The 15,511-nt window shown below is 46.2% G+C and carries 9 protein-coding genes and 1 tRNA gene; 3 read left to right on the top strand and 7 right to left on the bottom strand.

What is annotated here, in order from left to right; all coding sequences use genetic code 11:
* Positions 1-17: 17 nt before the first annotated feature.
* Both LI091_RS08085 and LI091_RS08080 read right to left on the bottom strand, forming a co-directional pair.
* Positions 18-725: an acyl-[acyl-carrier-protein] thioesterase gene (locus LI091_RS08085; protein ID WP_022426129.1), complete on the bottom strand. Its 708-nt coding sequence runs from the start codon at positions 723-725 to the stop codon at positions 18-20.
* A 147-nt stretch (positions 726-872) separates the two neighbouring features.
* Positions 873-944, bottom strand: a tRNA-Gln gene (locus LI091_RS08080).
* Between the two features lie 275 nt (positions 945-1,219).
* Between LI091_RS08080 and LI091_RS08075 the strand changes: the two genes are divergently transcribed.
* On the top strand, positions 1,220-2,680 hold the full coding sequence (locus tag LI091_RS08075) for a nicotinate phosphoribosyltransferase (protein WP_265191034.1): 1,461 nt from the start codon (positions 1,220-1,222) through the stop codon (positions 2,678-2,680).
* 72 nt (positions 2,681-2,752) lie between these two features.
* On the top strand, positions 2,753-3,316 hold the full coding sequence (locus LI091_RS08070; protein WP_173761328.1) for a M15 family metallopeptidase: 564 nt from the start codon (positions 2,753-2,755) through the stop codon (positions 3,314-3,316).
* A 75-nt stretch (positions 3,317-3,391) separates the two neighbouring features.
* Here the strand turns inward: LI091_RS08070 and LI091_RS08065 are convergent, their stop codons facing one another.
* On the bottom strand, positions 3,392-3,940 hold the full coding sequence (locus LI091_RS08065; protein ID WP_015526740.1) for a stage V sporulation T C-terminal domain-containing protein: 549 nt from the start codon (positions 3,938-3,940) through the stop codon (positions 3,392-3,394).
* A gap of 113 nt (positions 3,941-4,053) precedes the next feature.
* Positions 4,054-6,135: a polyphosphate kinase 1 gene (gene ppk1, locus LI091_RS08060; protein ID WP_265191033.1), complete on the bottom strand. Its 2,082-nt coding sequence runs from the start codon at positions 6,133-6,135 to the stop codon at positions 4,054-4,056.
* A 377-nt stretch (positions 6,136-6,512) separates the two neighbouring features.
* On the opposite strand from ppk1, the gene trhA reads away from it, so the two are divergent.
* Positions 6,513-7,178 (top strand): PAQR family membrane homeostasis protein TrhA, encoded by a 666-nt coding sequence (trhA, locus tag LI091_RS08055; protein WP_114002755.1) that lies wholly within the window; start codon positions 6,513-6,515, stop codon positions 7,176-7,178.
* 164 nt (positions 7,179-7,342) lie between these two features.
* Here the strand turns inward: trhA and LI091_RS08050 are convergent, their stop codons facing one another.
* The 3 genes from LI091_RS08050 to LI091_RS08040 form a co-directional block, all read right to left on the bottom strand.
* Positions 7,343-8,140, bottom strand: a complete 798-nt coding sequence (locus LI091_RS08050; RefSeq protein ID WP_265191032.1) for a leucine-rich repeat protein — start codon at positions 8,138-8,140, stop codon at positions 7,343-7,345.
* A 10-nt stretch (positions 8,141-8,150) separates the two neighbouring features.
* Positions 8,151-14,993 carry a leucine-rich repeat protein gene (locus LI091_RS08045; RefSeq protein WP_265191030.1) on the bottom strand — a complete coding sequence of 2,281 codons (6,843 nt, stop codon included), beginning with the start codon at positions 14,991-14,993 and terminating at the stop codon, positions 8,151-8,153.
* Between the two features lie 230 nt (positions 14,994-15,223).
* The gene (locus tag LI091_RS08040) at positions 15,224-15,415 is read right to left on the bottom strand and encodes a hypothetical protein (RefSeq protein ID WP_265191028.1); all 192 of its coding nucleotides are present in this window, start codon (positions 15,413-15,415) and stop codon (positions 15,224-15,226) included.
* Between the last annotated feature and the right edge of the window lie 96 nt (positions 15,416-15,511).

Raw genomic sequence — 15,511 nt, 5'->3', positions numbered from 1 at the left:
ATCTCTACCGCCTATATTTATTTTGTAAACTCAACTACTGCGTAAGGTTCTTTATCCTCCGCGTTGAGAACTACAGCTTCTTTATTTTCTGTCATATATACTTCCGGAATGATAACATTATCCAGTACTGCCTGACGTTTATATTCAGCACGAAGCTGACCAACTTTAAAATCCTCAGGCAGATGATCCGCTGCCATCCGGATATACTGACAGTTGTTCACATGATGATTGGTGTCCAGATGATGCTTCTGTACGGAAAAAGCATTCTGCACTTCCCGTTCCTTCGGAAGCGCGATCTTTCTTGGTGCATAATCCATCTCTATTTTTTCGCCCAAATCATAGGGATCTGTATCTGCCGGTGTCAGCTTTTCCGGAAGACCGGTTTCTGTATTGATAAAAGACCAGTAGGAATTGGCCCATGCCAGCTTCTCACCATCCATTGTCTCAAGAATAAAATTACGCATTCCGATAAATCCACGGAATCCATAAGGAATTGTTGTTACTTTTATATTTTCACCAAGCTTTGGATACCGCTTCATGATCACCTGCCATGCAGAAAGTACCCAGGCTCTTTTCTGTTCCTTTAATACTTCCATACCGACTCCTGTCTGCTCGGATTCAAAGGTACAGCAATCCTGAAAATAATCCAGAACTCCCGGCAGCGTCAGACAGCCATCTTCTCCGATCTCACTGAATCTTACTCGACTCTCAAAACTGTAACTCATTCATGCCTCCTGTCATACTGTCTATACTTTATTGTAACACTTGGCAGGAAGAAACGCACTTGTTTTTTTTGGGGGCGAAGCGGATTGCGAATATCTTCTTATTTTTGAGTACAAAAAAAGTACCTCGCAACTGAGGTACTTAAGAAGCAGGGCTACAAGGATTCGAACCTTGAACTGACGGAGTCAGAGTCCGTTGCCTTACCGTTTGGCGATAGCCCTATGTGTTTTGTTTTTCGCTTGCCTTATCGCTTGCGACGGATGTTATTATATAACAGCTTTTTTGAAATTGCAACCCCTTTTTTTAATTTTTTTTATTTTTTTTCAAAATTTCTTAAACTGCTGTTAAAACTCCTTATTATATGCGGGTTTACGCAGTAAAAAAAATTTTACAATCCACTCCTTTGTGTTATAATAAGCCGTATAATAAAAAGAACGGAAACAACCGTGTATTTCCCTCCGGTCACAATATCCGGAGGCATCCAAAGGAGAACGCTATGCGAGCAAATAACCTTACTCTGCTCACGGACCTCTATGAGCTTACCATGATGCAGGGATATTTCAAAAACCCTACCAACCAGACCGTTGTCTTTGACATGTTCTACCGCAACAATCCGTGCGATGGCGGTTTTGCCATCTGTGCAGGACTGGAGCAGATGATCGAATACATCGAAAATCTCCGTTTCTCAGAAGAAGACATTACCTATCTGAGAAATCTTGGCATCTTTGAGGATGATTTCCTTGAGTATTTGAGCAACTTCAGATTCACCGGTGATATCTATGCAATTCCGGAGGGAACCGTGATCTTCCCGAGAGAGCCAATGGTCAAGGTTATCGCACCGATCATGGAAGCTCAGCTTGTAGAGACGGCCATCCTGAACATTATGAACCATCAGAGTCTTATTGCTACCAAGGCAGCACGTGTATGCCACGCAGCCAAGGGCGATCCCATCATGGAATTCGGTCTTCGCCGTGCCCAGGGTCCGGACGCCGGGATCTTCGGTGCCAGAGCTGCAGTGATCGGCGGATGTGCCGGTACTTCTAACGTACTGACCGGTCAGATGTTTAACGTTCCGGTTCTCGGAACACATGCTCATTCCTGGATCATGAGCTTCCCGGATGAGTACACTGCCTTTAAGACCTATGCGAAGCTTTACCCGAATTCCTGTACTCTTCTGGTCGACACCTACGATGTCCTGAAATCCGGTGTTCCCAATGCGATCCGTGTATTTGAGGAGATGCGTGAGGAAGGTATCCAGCTGAAGAACTACGGAATCCGTATCGACAGCGGTGACCTTGCATACCTTTCCAAAAAAGCTTACAAGATGCTGGCTGCTGCCGGTTTCGATGATGCTACCATCTCCGCCTCCAGCGATCTTGATGAATATCTTATCGAGAGCCTGAAGGCCCAGGATGCCAAGATCAATTCCTGGGGTGTTGGAACCAAGCTGATCACAGCCGATAACAATCCGGCATTCGGCGGCGTATACAAGCTTGCCGCTGTAAAAGACGCTGACAGCGATACCTTCCAGCCGAAGATCAAGCTTTCCGAAAACACAGAAAAAGTTACCAACCCGGGCAACAAGACTGTATACCGTATCTACAGCAAGAAGACCGGCAAGATCAAGGCCGATCTGATCTGCCTTGCAGATGAGAAATTCGATCCGGAAGAAACTATGGTGATCTTCGACCCGGTTGACACCTGGAAAAAGACCAAGGTTCTTGGCGGAACCTACGAACTCCGTGAGCTCCTTGTTCCGGTAATTAAAGATGGTAAGAGCGTTTACAAGTCTCCATCTGTCATGGAACTCCGCGACTACTGCAAACAGGAGCAGAACACACTGTGGGATGAATCCAGACGTTTCGTTAATCCGCAGAAGGTTTATGTAGATCTCTCCCAGTCACTCTATGACATGAAGAAGGCTCTCCTGGAAGAAATGAGTGAAAAAGAGCTCTGATAAACAGAAATAAGCATTCATAAACCCTCCTTTCTTATCATAAGCTTATGGATAAGGAAAGGAGGGTTTTTATTGCACAGAGAATTTTATACCCGGCTGATCAGCAGGGAGCATCCTCTGCCGGAAGCTTTTGTGCCGGAACATCTTATCGATATCGGACTTCCATTTGAAGCAGCACCGGGAGATCCGAAGCGGCTTCTGGAGTATCAGGCTGCAAAAGCCGCTTCCCAGCTTTTCCATGCCTGTCACAGATGCGGTCTGAACCTGTGGGCAGTTTCCGGATATCGTTCCTACCAGCGACAGAAGGAGCTTTTTACAGGAAGTCCTTTCGTTGCAGAGCCAGGAACAAGTGAGCACCAGAGCGGACTTGCTCTGGATGTATCCTGTCCTTCCATCCATATGGAGCTCACCGAAAGGTTTTCCACAACAGGAGAAGGCCGCTGGCTGAAAAAGAACGCTCCGCTCTATGGTTTTATCCTCCGGTATCCCAAAAGCAAAGAGGAGATCACCGGCATCCCTTACGAGCCATGGCACATCCGCTATGTGACCAAACCTCTGGCTTCCTGGCTCACTATCACAAATCTGACTCTGGAAGAATACCACTGCTTTCCTTCCCGGTGTCCGCACCCTCCCTGATCTGCTGCTCCTGGCATCTGCATCTGATGTTTATATCTTGATCTGCACACATTTTTCTGTACATCTGATGCACTTTTACTGCTCCATCTGTCTGCCAAGAAAACCGGCTGCTGTGCGGATAAGGGCACGTTCTGTGTCTCCCAGTGCTGTTTTTTCACTTTTAGTCAGAAGGATCACTGCTCCAATGGCGTCACTCGCACACAGGATCGGCTGTATCATTTTCTGGCAAAATGAATCCATAGCGTCGGAAATGACTGATATATTTTCCCTGCTGTCCTGACTGACCATTCTGCCTTTCCTGCCGGCAATGACTGCATCCAGATCAGAACTGATCTCTTTTCCTTCCAGTTCCCGGCTTCCGCTGCCGCATGCCGCCACGACCTGATCACGATCTGTAATACAGGCAGTCAATCCGGTGGTCTGTACCAGCGCTTCCGCATATTCCGCAGCAAACGTATTCAGCTCTCCAATGGGCGAATATTTTTTCAGGATGATCTGTCCTTCCCTGTCTGTAAAAATCTCCAGTGGCGTTCCTTCCTTGATCCGCAGTGTCTTTCGTATCTCTTTTGGAATCACAACCCTGCCCAGATCATCGATCCTGCGAACAATTCCCGTTGCTTTCATCTTCCTGAATTCCTCCTGTATTTTCTGTTCATTGTACGTCAATGTTATGTTAACTATTTGTTTTTCATATGGTTATTATGCGAAAAACTGGGAGAAATATGCATAAAAATCTCTTATTTATCTGTCGCAGGAGCCGCATTGTCGTATGCCTGCTGCAGAAATACTTCCTGAGAATTAAGCGGAGCATTATCGGATGATTCGATCTTATAAATTCCCTTATTGTTCATGCTCCTTGCTTTTCGATTATCACTGAGCATTGTCACAAACATTTCCTGGATCTGCATACGGATATCCGGATCCTCGATAGGTGCCGCAACTTCTACACGACGAAGAGTATTTCTTGTCATAAAGTCCGCAGAAGAAATATAGATCTTTGCTCTCTCCTGTGTTCCGAAAATATAAATGCGGGAATGTTCCAGAAAACGTCCTACAATACTGATAATGTGGATATTTTCTGTCTGTCCCTTTACTCCCGGGATCAGACAGCAGATACCACGGATTACCATATCAATGTGTACTCCTGCACAGGATGCTTCTACAAGCTTGCTCATAATACGTTTATCTGTCAGAGAATTCATTTTCAAGCCAATATATGCCGGTTCTCCGGCCTTCGCATGCTCGATCTCCTCATCGATCATGGCAAGCACTTTGTTCTGAAGACATCTTGGTGCCACAAGAAGATACTCCATATCTTCAACGGTTTCTCCCATTGCCAGTGCCTGGAACACTCTGGCCGCCTCCATACCGATCTTCGGATCCGCAGTCATCAGAGAAAGATCTGTATACAGACGAGCTGTTTTTTCATTGTAGTTTCCCGTTCCGATCTGTGTATAATATTCCACATTTCCATCTTTTTTCTTCATGATCTGGCAAAGCTTGGAATGTACCTTATAACCATCCAGACCGTAGATCACGTGACAGCCCGCATCCTCCAGGAGCCGGGACCATCCAATATTGTTTTCCTCATCAAAACGCGCCTTCAGCTCCACCAGAACGAAAACTTCCTTTCCGTTTTCTGCTGCTTCGATCAGAGCCTCCACAACCTTACTCTGTTTTGCCACACGGTAGAGTGTCATCTTAATGGAAACTACAGCCTCATCATTGGCAGCCTCATGAAGCATTGTAAGAAACGGCTTGATGCTTTCATATGGGTAGGAAAGAAAACGGTCCTTTTTCGCGATCTGGTCAAGGATCGGTTCGTGATTGTTAAACAGAGGAGACTTCTGAGGAATTCTTTTTTCATAAAAAAGCTCTGTTCTTTTTCTCAGGCCATCCTGGATCTGGAATACAAAAGAAAGATCCAGTGGTATATCTCCCCGGAATACATAATTCTTGTCCACTTCCAGATACTCGCAAAGTGTTTCAACAACATCTCCGTCCATTTCTCTTGACAGCTCCAGACGGATCGGTGCCAGTTTCTTTCTTGCCTTGATCAGTTCTACCATAAACTCACGGTAATCCAGATCTTCATCATAAAGAGCATCTGCGTCAATATCCGCATTTCTGGTAATACGAAGCAGGGACTTTGCCTTGATGTGATAGCCCTTGAAGATTTTTGAAACAAAGTGAAGGATCAGCTCTTCAGACAACATGTAGGTGCCGGTTTTTCCCGGAACCGGGATCAGACGCTGGATACCTGCACTGCTGCACGGAATGATACCCAGCTTTTCTTTTCCTTTTTTTGTTTCCAGAACTACTACCGCATAGATCTCCTTATTCCGGAGAAATGGAAACGGCTGTCTTTTTCCGACGATAGACGGAGAAATAACCGGAGCCACCTCTGCTTCAAAATAGCGGTCCAGATAATTGCGATCCTCTTTTTCGATCTTATGGAAATTCAGCATATGTATGCCGTATTGTTCCAGCTTTTCCATGATTTCTTCATAAACTGCATCTCTTTTCCGATTCAGCTTTTTTGTTCTGGCAAGGATCGCATCCAGCTGTTCTTCCGGTGTCATATTGGTTTTATTTTCACGGATATCCTTTGCCAGAAGCATCTGATCCACCAGAGATCCCACACGTACCATATAAAATTCATCCAGGTTGCTCTGATAGATGGATGCAAATGTAAGACGTTCACACAGCGGATTTTCCGGATTCTCAGCCTCCTCGAGTACTCTTTCATTAAACTTCAGCCAGGATAATTCCCTGTTCATGTATATTGTATCTGCCATTTTTTCCTCCTGCGCCGCCATATATTTTCTTTTTCGGCCGACTTTATCTGTAATTATCCGTATCGTATCAAGCGGGCATTCAGATTTTGCCTGACTGCATGTTCATGAATGCCCTCTCTTCACGGTTTGCATACAAGTATACTGATCGAATGTTTATTCCATAACAAGACTTTGTAAAATCCTGATAAAATTTTTTTTCGAAAATAGGGGTTGCATTTTTGAATAATAGTGGTATAGTATTCGTATACTTGATATGTAGTTTTGAATACTACATGTTATTTTATCAGTTTCTACATTGTTGTATCATAAACTGTCGCAATGATCCATCATTGATGAACTGATCATGAAGTTGTCCATATGATATAAACAGCAGTTTTTTTTGCAGGAGGTGTTTTTATATGAAATTTAGATTAAAAGATCCGGGAAGCGCCATAACCCACGGAATCGGCATGCTTCTTGCCGTGGCCGGAGCCACTCCGCTGATCGTGAAGGCGGCCAGAAGCGCAGACGTTCTCCATGTTTTTGCAGTAAGTGTTTTTATCCTTACCATGATCCTTCTTTACCTGGCAAGCACACTTTACCATTCCGTAAACTCTACAGCCAAGGTGAACCGCCGTCTGAAAAAAATGGATCACATGATGATCTTTGTGATGATCGCCGGCAGCTACACTCCTGTATGCCTGATCGTTCTCCACGGACGCATCGGCTATATCCTCTGTGCCCTCGTATGGACTGTTGCCATCATCGGAATGATCCTCAAGGGCTGCTGGATCAACTGCCCGAAATGGCTTTCCTCTGTGATCTACATTGGAATGGGCTGGCTGTGTGTACTTGCTTTTGTTCCGATTTTCCACAATCTGCCCCGCGCAGGCTTCGGATGGCTCCTTGCCGGCGGTATCATCTATACCATCGGCGGTGTGATCTATGCTCTGAAGCTTCCGATCTTCAATGCGAAGCATAAGAATTTCGGTTCCCACGAAGTATTTCATGTTTTTGTGATGCTGGGAAGTGTGTGCCATTTTGTTGTAATGTATTTCTTCGTAGCCGGTATGGCGATCCACTGAGTTACTCTGTAGTCAGATAGATAAAAGCCTCCTCGGATACCTGCAAAACTTAAAGCCCCGGAACACGGGCAGACCTCAGGAAGTCGAAGTTATGACTTCTCTGAAGCTGCCTCGTGTTCCGGAGCTTCTTATTATACCTGATCCGGCCTGTGATCCCGATGATCTCAGCCGATGGTCAGTGTGGAAAGGCCACTGCAGTTAAAATATGCAAATGCGCCTATAGTCTGAACGCTGTCCGCAATGTCAAGCTTTACAAGATTTTCGCAGTCTGCAAATGCATAAGCTCCGATGCTGGTAACACCTTCCTCGATCCGGACCTCTGTTATCTGGTCGCGGTATCCATTCCAGGGGACTTCTTCCTCATTTTTCCATTCATTCATAGCTCCCTGTCCTGTGATCTCGAGAACTCCGTTTTCATCAAAGCTCCAGGATACGGTATTCTCCTCCGCTCCGCAAAAACCGCTCTTTTCTCCTGCCGGATCGGTTTCTGTTTCCATATCTTCCGATGCTGCGTTCTCCTCAAATGCTGCTTCCGGCTGATCTTCCTGATCATCCGGGAGCATTTCCTGCGGAATGTCCGCTTCTTCATTTTCCGGAAGCTCTGTTTCTTCCGGTATTTCTGATGTATCCTGTGTCTCCGGATCATCCGGTACCTCTGAAACGTCCGCTGTTTCCGAGTCATCCGGTGCTGCCGGTTCATCTGACATGTCTGGTGTCTCTGAAATCTCAGATTTATTTCCCGGTGCTGCGTCAGGAAGTTCTGCCGCGTCCATTGCCTGGCCTTCTCCTGTTTCAGTCCCTGTAACGGATTCTGCCGACGGATCTGTCACTGTATCCGATACAGCTTCTGCTGACTCCTCCGCACTGAATGTATCTGCCGCAAAAGCACTTTCCATCCATATCCCGCAGGTCAGCATACTGACTGCTGTAAGCCCTGCAAGTATTTTTTTATTTATCCTCATTTCCATGCCTCTACTTTCTGATCCTTACTGCTTTTACCTTGCTCCAGGAAGAATAATATTTCTTTGTTCCTGATTTTTTGTATGTGCGGATCCTTACGTAATACGTTTTGTTTTTCTGAAGTTTTGTCAGCGTGTATTTCGTTTTGGATACCCCGGACAGTGTTTTTTTGCTGCCGGATCTGAAATTTTTGTTTACGGAATACTGGATCTCATATCCGGTCACGTATCGGTTTTTCTTCCATGTGATCTGCGCTTTTCTGCCTGACAGATTCTTTGCCGTCGTCAGGGTAATTCCTGCTGGATTCACTGTGACTGTAATACTCTTTGTGGCGGCATTATATCCTGCTGTGGCGGAAGAACGGATCGTGATCCTTGCACTGCCGGTGAATTTTGCCGCAATGGTAATCCTTCCTTGTTTGTCTACCTTTACAGATTTACTGCTGGAAGAATATTTCAGCGGAGCTTTTCCAGAAGCTTTTGCATTGATGCTGATCTTTCTGGCTTTTGCATACCAGGTTCGCCGGATATTGGATGCTTTGATGGTATTGCTGCGTTTCGTTACTTTGATGGTACAGAATGTAGAACCGGAGGTATAATTGGTTCCCTTTGCAGCGTATGCCATGATCGCCGCGGTTCCTCCGCCTTTGATAGTTACTTTACCAGTGGTCGGATCTACGACAGCAACTTTAGGATTGCTGGAGCTGTAGGTTATGGTTCCGTCTGTTGTTTTTTCAGACAGTACACAAAGGAATGGTTTTGTGCCGTATTTTACAGTTATTGTTTTTTTGTCAAATTTCAGGCTCGGCGCTGTCTGTTCGATGAGGAATCCTGCTTTATAGATTCCGCTGTAATTTCCGGCTCCTGTGATCTCCAGTTCTGCATTTCCCGCATTGGTGTTATTGCTGCATTTTACGGTGTAATCTGTGTTTTTCTGCAGTGTATAGTTTCCATCCATGATGACCATTTCCGGTGTTTTTTCGGTTCCGTCATAGGTGTATTTCTGCTCTGCGATCCTGATATCGCACAGTGCAAGGCTTCGTTTTGCCGGACTACCTGTTTTTGGATCCCATGGTACCCAGGTAATATTTCCACCGTAATCCCGGAGGATATCCAGGGACCAGGTTTTGTCTGTGTATGGATAGTATACAGTTGCAGTTACATTTTTGAAGATGTTATTTCCGAGTTTCGGGCTGTTGCCGTAGAAATAGATATTCTGCAGATTTTTGCTGTCTGCAAATGCGTTGTCGCCTATTTCTGTTACGTTTTCTTTGATATTCAGATCCACCAGGTTTGTACAGTTGCTGAATGCCCCCGGTTCGATCACAGTTGCATTTTCCGGAAGTGATCTTCTGATCTCAAAGGTTATTGTAGTCGTTCCTGTATAGTCGCTGTCGGTTTTTGCGATCACGGTGATCTTTGCTGTTCCCGGATTTACATTATCTGCGAAATATACCTGGTAGTCTTTTCCTTCTGTCAGTGTTTTTTCGTTGTAAGTGATGGTTACTGTCGGTGTTTTTTCGGTTCCATCATATACATAGGTCTGTTCTGACAGCTGAATGCTGCAGGCTGACAGATCGATCTTCGCTTTTTCCAGTATCGGAAGCTGGCGGTATTCTTTGTGTGATGCATTTCTTCTGCAAACTCTTTCCGCCTGTCCCGGTTCTGTATAAGTTGCAGCCTTTATTGTTTTCCACTCTCCGTAATCATGTCCTAACGCTGCTATTGTGGTCTGGGACTTGAGTACGGTTCCGCAGACGCTGCAATGACTTCCTTCGGTTTTTCCGGTTGTCTCGCAGGTGGCTGCTACCGCCGCGTCTTTCACTGCCTTGTGTCCTGCGGCTGCGATCGTTTCTGTTCGTGTTTTCTTGCAGCGGGTACAAGTGTAGGTCTTTGTTCCGGCTGTGGTGCAGGTTGCTGCTTTTGTTACCTTTCCTCCGTCCCAGCTATGGCCGAGTGCTGCTGTAGTGGTCTGAGCTTTGATTACTGTGTTGCAGACGCTGCAGTGGCTTCCTTCTGTCTTTCCGGTTGTTTCACAGGTAGCTGCTACTGCTGCGTCTTTCACTACTTTGTGACCTGTGGCCGCGATCGTTTCTGTGCGTGTCTTTTTGCAGTGGGTACAGGTGTAGGTCTTTGTTCCGGCTGCGGTGCAGGTCGCTGCTTTTGTTACTTTTCCGCTGTCCCAGCTGTGACCAAGCGCTGCTGTTGTGGTCTGGGACTTGAGTACGGTTCCGCAGACGCTGCAGTGACTTCCTTCGGTCTTTCCTACGGTCTCACAGGTGGCTGCTACTGCTGCGTCTTTCACTACTTTGTGACCTGTTGCTGCGATCGTTTCTGTGCGTGTTTTCTTGCAGCGGGTACAGGTGTAGGTCTTTGTTCCAGCTGTGGTGCAGGTCGCTGCTTTTGTTACTTTTCCGCTGTCCCAGCTGTGACCAAGCGCTGCTATTGTGGTCTGGGCTTTTATTACGATTCCGCAGACACTGCAGTGACTTCCTTCGGTTTTTCCTGCGGTCTCACAGGTAGCTGCTACTGCTGCGTCTTTCACTGCTTTGTGGCCTGTTGCTGCGATCGTTTCTGTTCGTGTTTTCTTGCAGCGGGTACAGGTGTAGGTCTTCGTTCCGGCTGCGGTACAGGTCGCTGCCTTTGTCACTTTTCCACTGTCCCAGCTGTGGCCAAGCGCTGCTGTTGTGGTCTGAGCTTTGATCACTGTGTTGCAGACACTGCAGTGACTTCCTTCGGTTTTTCCGGTTGTCTCACAGGTGGCTGCTACCGCTGCGTCTTTCACTGCTTTGTGACCTTCCTTAACAACAGTTCTTGTTCCGAGTTTCTTTAAAGTGCCACCGCTTCCGGTGCCTGAATTATCAGCATACATCACCCAGATTTCCAGAGTATTATTTCCTTCCTTCAAGCTGCTTCCGGAAATCTTCACTTCATATGCCCTGGCATTCGGGATTGTCTGTGTAGTGGCATTCGCGGATGTAGTATAACTGATTCCATTTACCACATATTTAAAAAGTGAAATCTCTTTTGAACTGTCTCCGGCCCATCCTTTAAAGATAACCTCATCACTGTCCTTACAGCTGATCTTCGTATTATCAGCCGGTGAAAGGATCTCGTCACCAAACTGTACTTCCTCCGAAGTATCATCATAAAATTCCACACTTACCGTATAAGACTTCTTTGTAACCCCATCCGGTGCTGTAAGCGTATATACAACCGGACTGGTAAAATCATGCGTCGAACCATTCCAGAAGTCTGAAGAAAGTCCAGTTCCCATACCTGAGCCATAATCAATCGAAGGCTTCAATTTTGTAACATTCGTCCCCTTCGGCACCCGAAGAACGATCGTATCCTCCCCGATCGCACCGATAACATCCTGCTTCAGTCCAGGATTTTCCACCTTCTTAAGCACAAAACTGTAAAATGCAGCCTGATCAGAAGGAACCACATGGATCGTCACAGTCACCTGAATACTCTCCTGTGTCTCTGTATCGCTGATCTTATACTGTGAACTGTAATCTCTGGCTGACGCCGTAACAACACCCGTATAGCCAAAAGCATTATATTTTTCTCCGGGCAGATTCGTGCGTGTCAATCCTGCCGGCAGCTTTTCCTCAATTACTGTAGTCGCATACGTTCCACTTCCACCAGTCACATTATCTGTGCACGGATACTGCGCCGCACTTTTTCCTGCACTGACATACAAATCCAGTGCCGGTACAGTCAGCGGACTCCGCACCGTGATCGTCGATGACGCCACAACTACCGAGCCATACTCTGACGGCAGTTTATCCGTCGCATAAAATACGATCGTACTTCCGCTGTCATCACTTTCCAGAACCTTATCTGCTGCAACCGTTGTAAAAGATCCATTCTTTCCAAAAGCAACATGAACACCATATTTCTCCAGCTCATCCGCTTTAAATATCGGAGTCTGCGTCCCATCATTATATGTGATCTGCAGTTTCACACCGGACAGATCCAGCGTGTTCCCAACTGTAAACTGAGTTTTTGCCGGTGCTGCAAGCACGGAAAGCTTCTTTGCTTTTCTGGCTGTTACCGTAATACTTACCGGAATTTCTTTTCCAAAATAATTGAATATCACGGAGGTATCCTCAGACTTCAGCGGACCTGTTTTATCATAGGAAAAGCCACTGTAAATATATACATAACGTCCACCTATTGTGGCAAAAAAGCTGGCGCCTGAAGGATCAAACTTCTGGTTTTCACTGTATGTCGTCTTCGGATGACCGGAAAGCACAATACTTGTAATATCACTGGCAGATGGTTTTTCGACTGTCATCGACCAGCTGGTCTGTTTTCCCTTATAATTGATCGTCAGTTCCCTTGTCCCCGTTTCCGAATTTTCAAATCCGGCGATCATATCCTTCGTGATCGTTACTGATGTAGAATTATTAACAATAAGCCTTCCCCAATACGCCGGAACTTCTCCCACGTAACATTTTGTCGGTACACCGGAAACAGACAGCGATCTGATCGCCGATGCATCTGCACGTTCCGGCAGTCCATCCTTGGAAATCTGCCAGTCTCCGTCAAAGCTCCAGCCTTTATATGAGTTCGGATTCTTCATCTGCTCTGCTGTAAGAACACCGCCTGTTGTAAGCGTCTGTTCCGTGTTTGTCCCGATGAGCGCTCCCTGGCCGTTTTTACCATAACAGTCCGAAACATGTCCATTCAGACCGATAGCAGAATTGAGTACATTTGCATTTACCTGTGCACAGATCTGACCTGTAACTGCTGTTCCGCCAGTCACGCGAAGCGTACCTGTAAAAGCACACTGTTTCACATATCCGCCCATGTTTCCAAACTGTTCGATCCGGCCGGCAATGCCTCCAAGGTAAACCTGATAAGAATTTCCGTTAGCCTGTGTGACAGAAAGATTTCCTCCTGCAACACATTTTTCAATAGTACCAATGTTTACTCCTGCGATACCACCAACATAGCTGTCTGTAGCTGTCATGGATATGGAAATATTTACTCCGGACGAACAGCCGCTGATAGTACCGGCCACCTCATTCTCTCCGACAATCCCGCCAAAAGCCGGATGGCTCATGGAACTGGTGGATCCCATATGTCCTGTTACCGTTCCGGTTACCTTGCAGTCCTGGATCTTACCGGTATTATACTGTGCCACAACACCATGGATATCATGACTGTCATAATCAAAATCCGCAACAATATTCAGATCCTTTATCGTTCCTGCATTCTGCTGGATCAGAGGTTTTTGGAGACCGGTTATTGTGAAACCGGCTCCGTCCAGCGTTCCGCTGAAATACGATGCCGAAAAATTTGTCCTTCCGTCTGTACTGATATTTTTTGTCAGACGATAGTATGCTCCCTGGTTCGCCTGGATCAGATTAAGATCATCGATCGAAGATATCTTATATGGATTTGCAGATGTACCATCTCCCTCTGCCGGTGCAAGGGAAGCGCTTCTGCTTCCAATGATACGATAAACAATCCCTGCGGAGCCATCCGTCGGAACGGTAAACTTACCGTTCGACAGCTTCACCAGGATTGCCGATGCTGCCGGCAATGTATGGTTTTCATTGCTGTCCCCTGCATAAACCGGAAATGTCGCTGCCTTTGCCGCAGCAATGGTATCCCCGTAAAAGCTGTATTTACCGGAGCTCTCACCGGCTACAACTGCCGTATAAAAATCCGCCATAAGCTCCTTAAAAGAAACTCCGGTTACTTTCTCCAGATATTGCTCACAGCTGAGAGAAGAAGCATCGATCGTATAAAACTTTGGAAGCACCTTCATAGGCTGATAGCTTCCTGCCATCCGGTCGATAACATATCTTACAAAAAGATACGGCATTCCATAGTCCTGTGCATTGTCATCCCGGTAATTCTCGTAGATCAGCGAAGCCCCTGAACGGATGGCCGTATTACTTCCAATACCATTCAGCCAGCCGCTGCTGTCCGTTCCTCCCCAGAGATAGTCCATGACAGCCACTGCAAGACCCTCATTCAGCCACGAATATCTGCCGGTACTCATAAATCCGGTTTTCAGCCAGAGGATTGCATGCTGTCCCTCATGAACAAGAAGGCCATTTCGCTTTGACATCTCCCCCGAAACATAAGAAGATGCTGACGGTGTGTTGATATGGATCGCTGTGATCCCTTCATCATACATATACATACCGCTGGCGCTGCTTAAAGACTCCAGCAGGATCGACAGCTTGCCTGAGCCATCCTGTGCCGGAAAATCACCTGCACAAAGCTGGTTAAGGATACGGTAAGGCTGACCATCGTAGACAGCTGCCATATCCGCAGCGATCAGAGATGTTTTCCCTGCGGTATCGTAATCTGCCTTCAGGGTCTCATCCATCCACACATAGCAGTGTTCCCCAACTCCGATGCAGACATATGTTTTTCCATATGTATCATGGCCGTTAGTTCTATAGATGTACTTTTTTTCACCTACCTGATAGGTGGTCGCCGCAGCCTGTACAGCAGTCAGCATCGGTTGGTCATCCTGCATGTATGCCTGCAGCTGATCATCCTCCAGACTCTGTACCTGCCCCACATCTGCTGCCTCTCCCGCAGTTCCCTCTGTTGCCGCCTGCGCCGATGCATTGCTTCCACCCTGCACGACTGCATAATCTTCTGCTTCAGAGTCCGACGCCTGTGCCGATGTCCCGTCAAACTGCAAGGTTCCCGTATTTCCGGGATTTGTGGTATCTGTGTTAATGATAACTGCATATTTCCCGGAAAATGTTTCTCCTGGCTTACCCTCCTGAACTGCTGCAAAAACCTCTGTTCCACAAAATAACCCCAGAAACAGAAAACAGCACATAAGCCGGAGACAAAAATCTTTTGTCTTTTTCATCCTCTTTCCTTTCCTCTTCTCAGCTGACTGAGTTCTTTGATTTTTGTGTTTATTCTACCATGTTCGCAATATTCGCACAATTCCAAATATTTGATTTTTATTATCATAAAGCGTCTTTTTCTGCCTCCGTTGCAGTTGCCCGCCTGCCGTGTATACACAAAAAGAGCGAAAAGCTCTGATATTGGTATCGTGCAGAACTTTTCGCTCTTTTTGAGCTACTCTATAAACTTTTAGCCTATCTGATTTTTATTTATATTTTTCTTCAGTTCATCCAACTGCTCCTGCTCAAGCCCTGTAACTTCTCGAATTTGAGTATCCGTAAATTCTTTGAGTTTCAGCATACTAACTGCGGTTTGGATAATTCCCTGACTAAGCCCATTGGCATACCCCTCTTCCATGCCTTCCTCACGGGTCTGTCTCATATGCCGTTCTTCGTCGTACTCATATATACTCACTTTCTTCGCCGTTACTGAAAACTTATAAAAAGTTATAAACTTCTATGTTTCATTCCTACTTCA

The sequence above is a fragment of the Blautia sp. MSK20_18 genome (genome assembly GCF_020553125.1).
In the GTDB taxonomy this organism is placed as follows: domain Bacteria; phylum Bacillota; class Clostridia; order Lachnospirales; family Lachnospiraceae; genus Blautia_A; species Blautia_A fusiformis.
This window is presented reverse-complemented; position numbering and strand designations above follow the sequence as displayed.

Coding starts and splice junctions, on each gene's coding strand:
- LI091_RS08040 (WP_265191028.1), bottom strand. CDS start 15,415: ATGAGACAGACCCGTGAGGAAGGCATGGAAGAGGGGTATGCCAATGGG.
- LI091_RS08045 (WP_265191030.1), bottom strand. CDS start 14,993: ATGAAAAAGACAAAAGATTTTTGTCTCCGGCTTATGTGCTGTTTTCTG.
- LI091_RS08050 (WP_265191032.1), bottom strand. CDS start 8,140: ATGAGGATAAATAAAAAAATACTTGCAGGGCTTACAGCAGTCAGTATG.
- LI091_RS08075 (WP_265191034.1), top strand. CDS start 1,220: ATGCGAGCAAATAACCTTACTCTGCTCACGGACCTCTATGAGCTTACC.
- LI091_RS08065 (WP_015526740.1), bottom strand. CDS start 3,940: ATGAAAGCAACGGGAATTGTTCGCAGGATCGATGATCTGGGCAGGGTT.
- trhA (WP_114002755.1), top strand. CDS start 6,513: ATGAAATTTAGATTAAAAGATCCGGGAAGCGCCATAACCCACGGAATC.
- LI091_RS08085 (WP_022426129.1), bottom strand. CDS start 725: ATGAGTTACAGTTTTGAGAGTCGAGTAAGATTCAGTGAGATCGGAGAA.
- ppk1 (WP_265191033.1), bottom strand. CDS start 6,135: ATGGCGGCGCAGGAGGAAAAAATGGCAGATACAATATACATGAACAGG.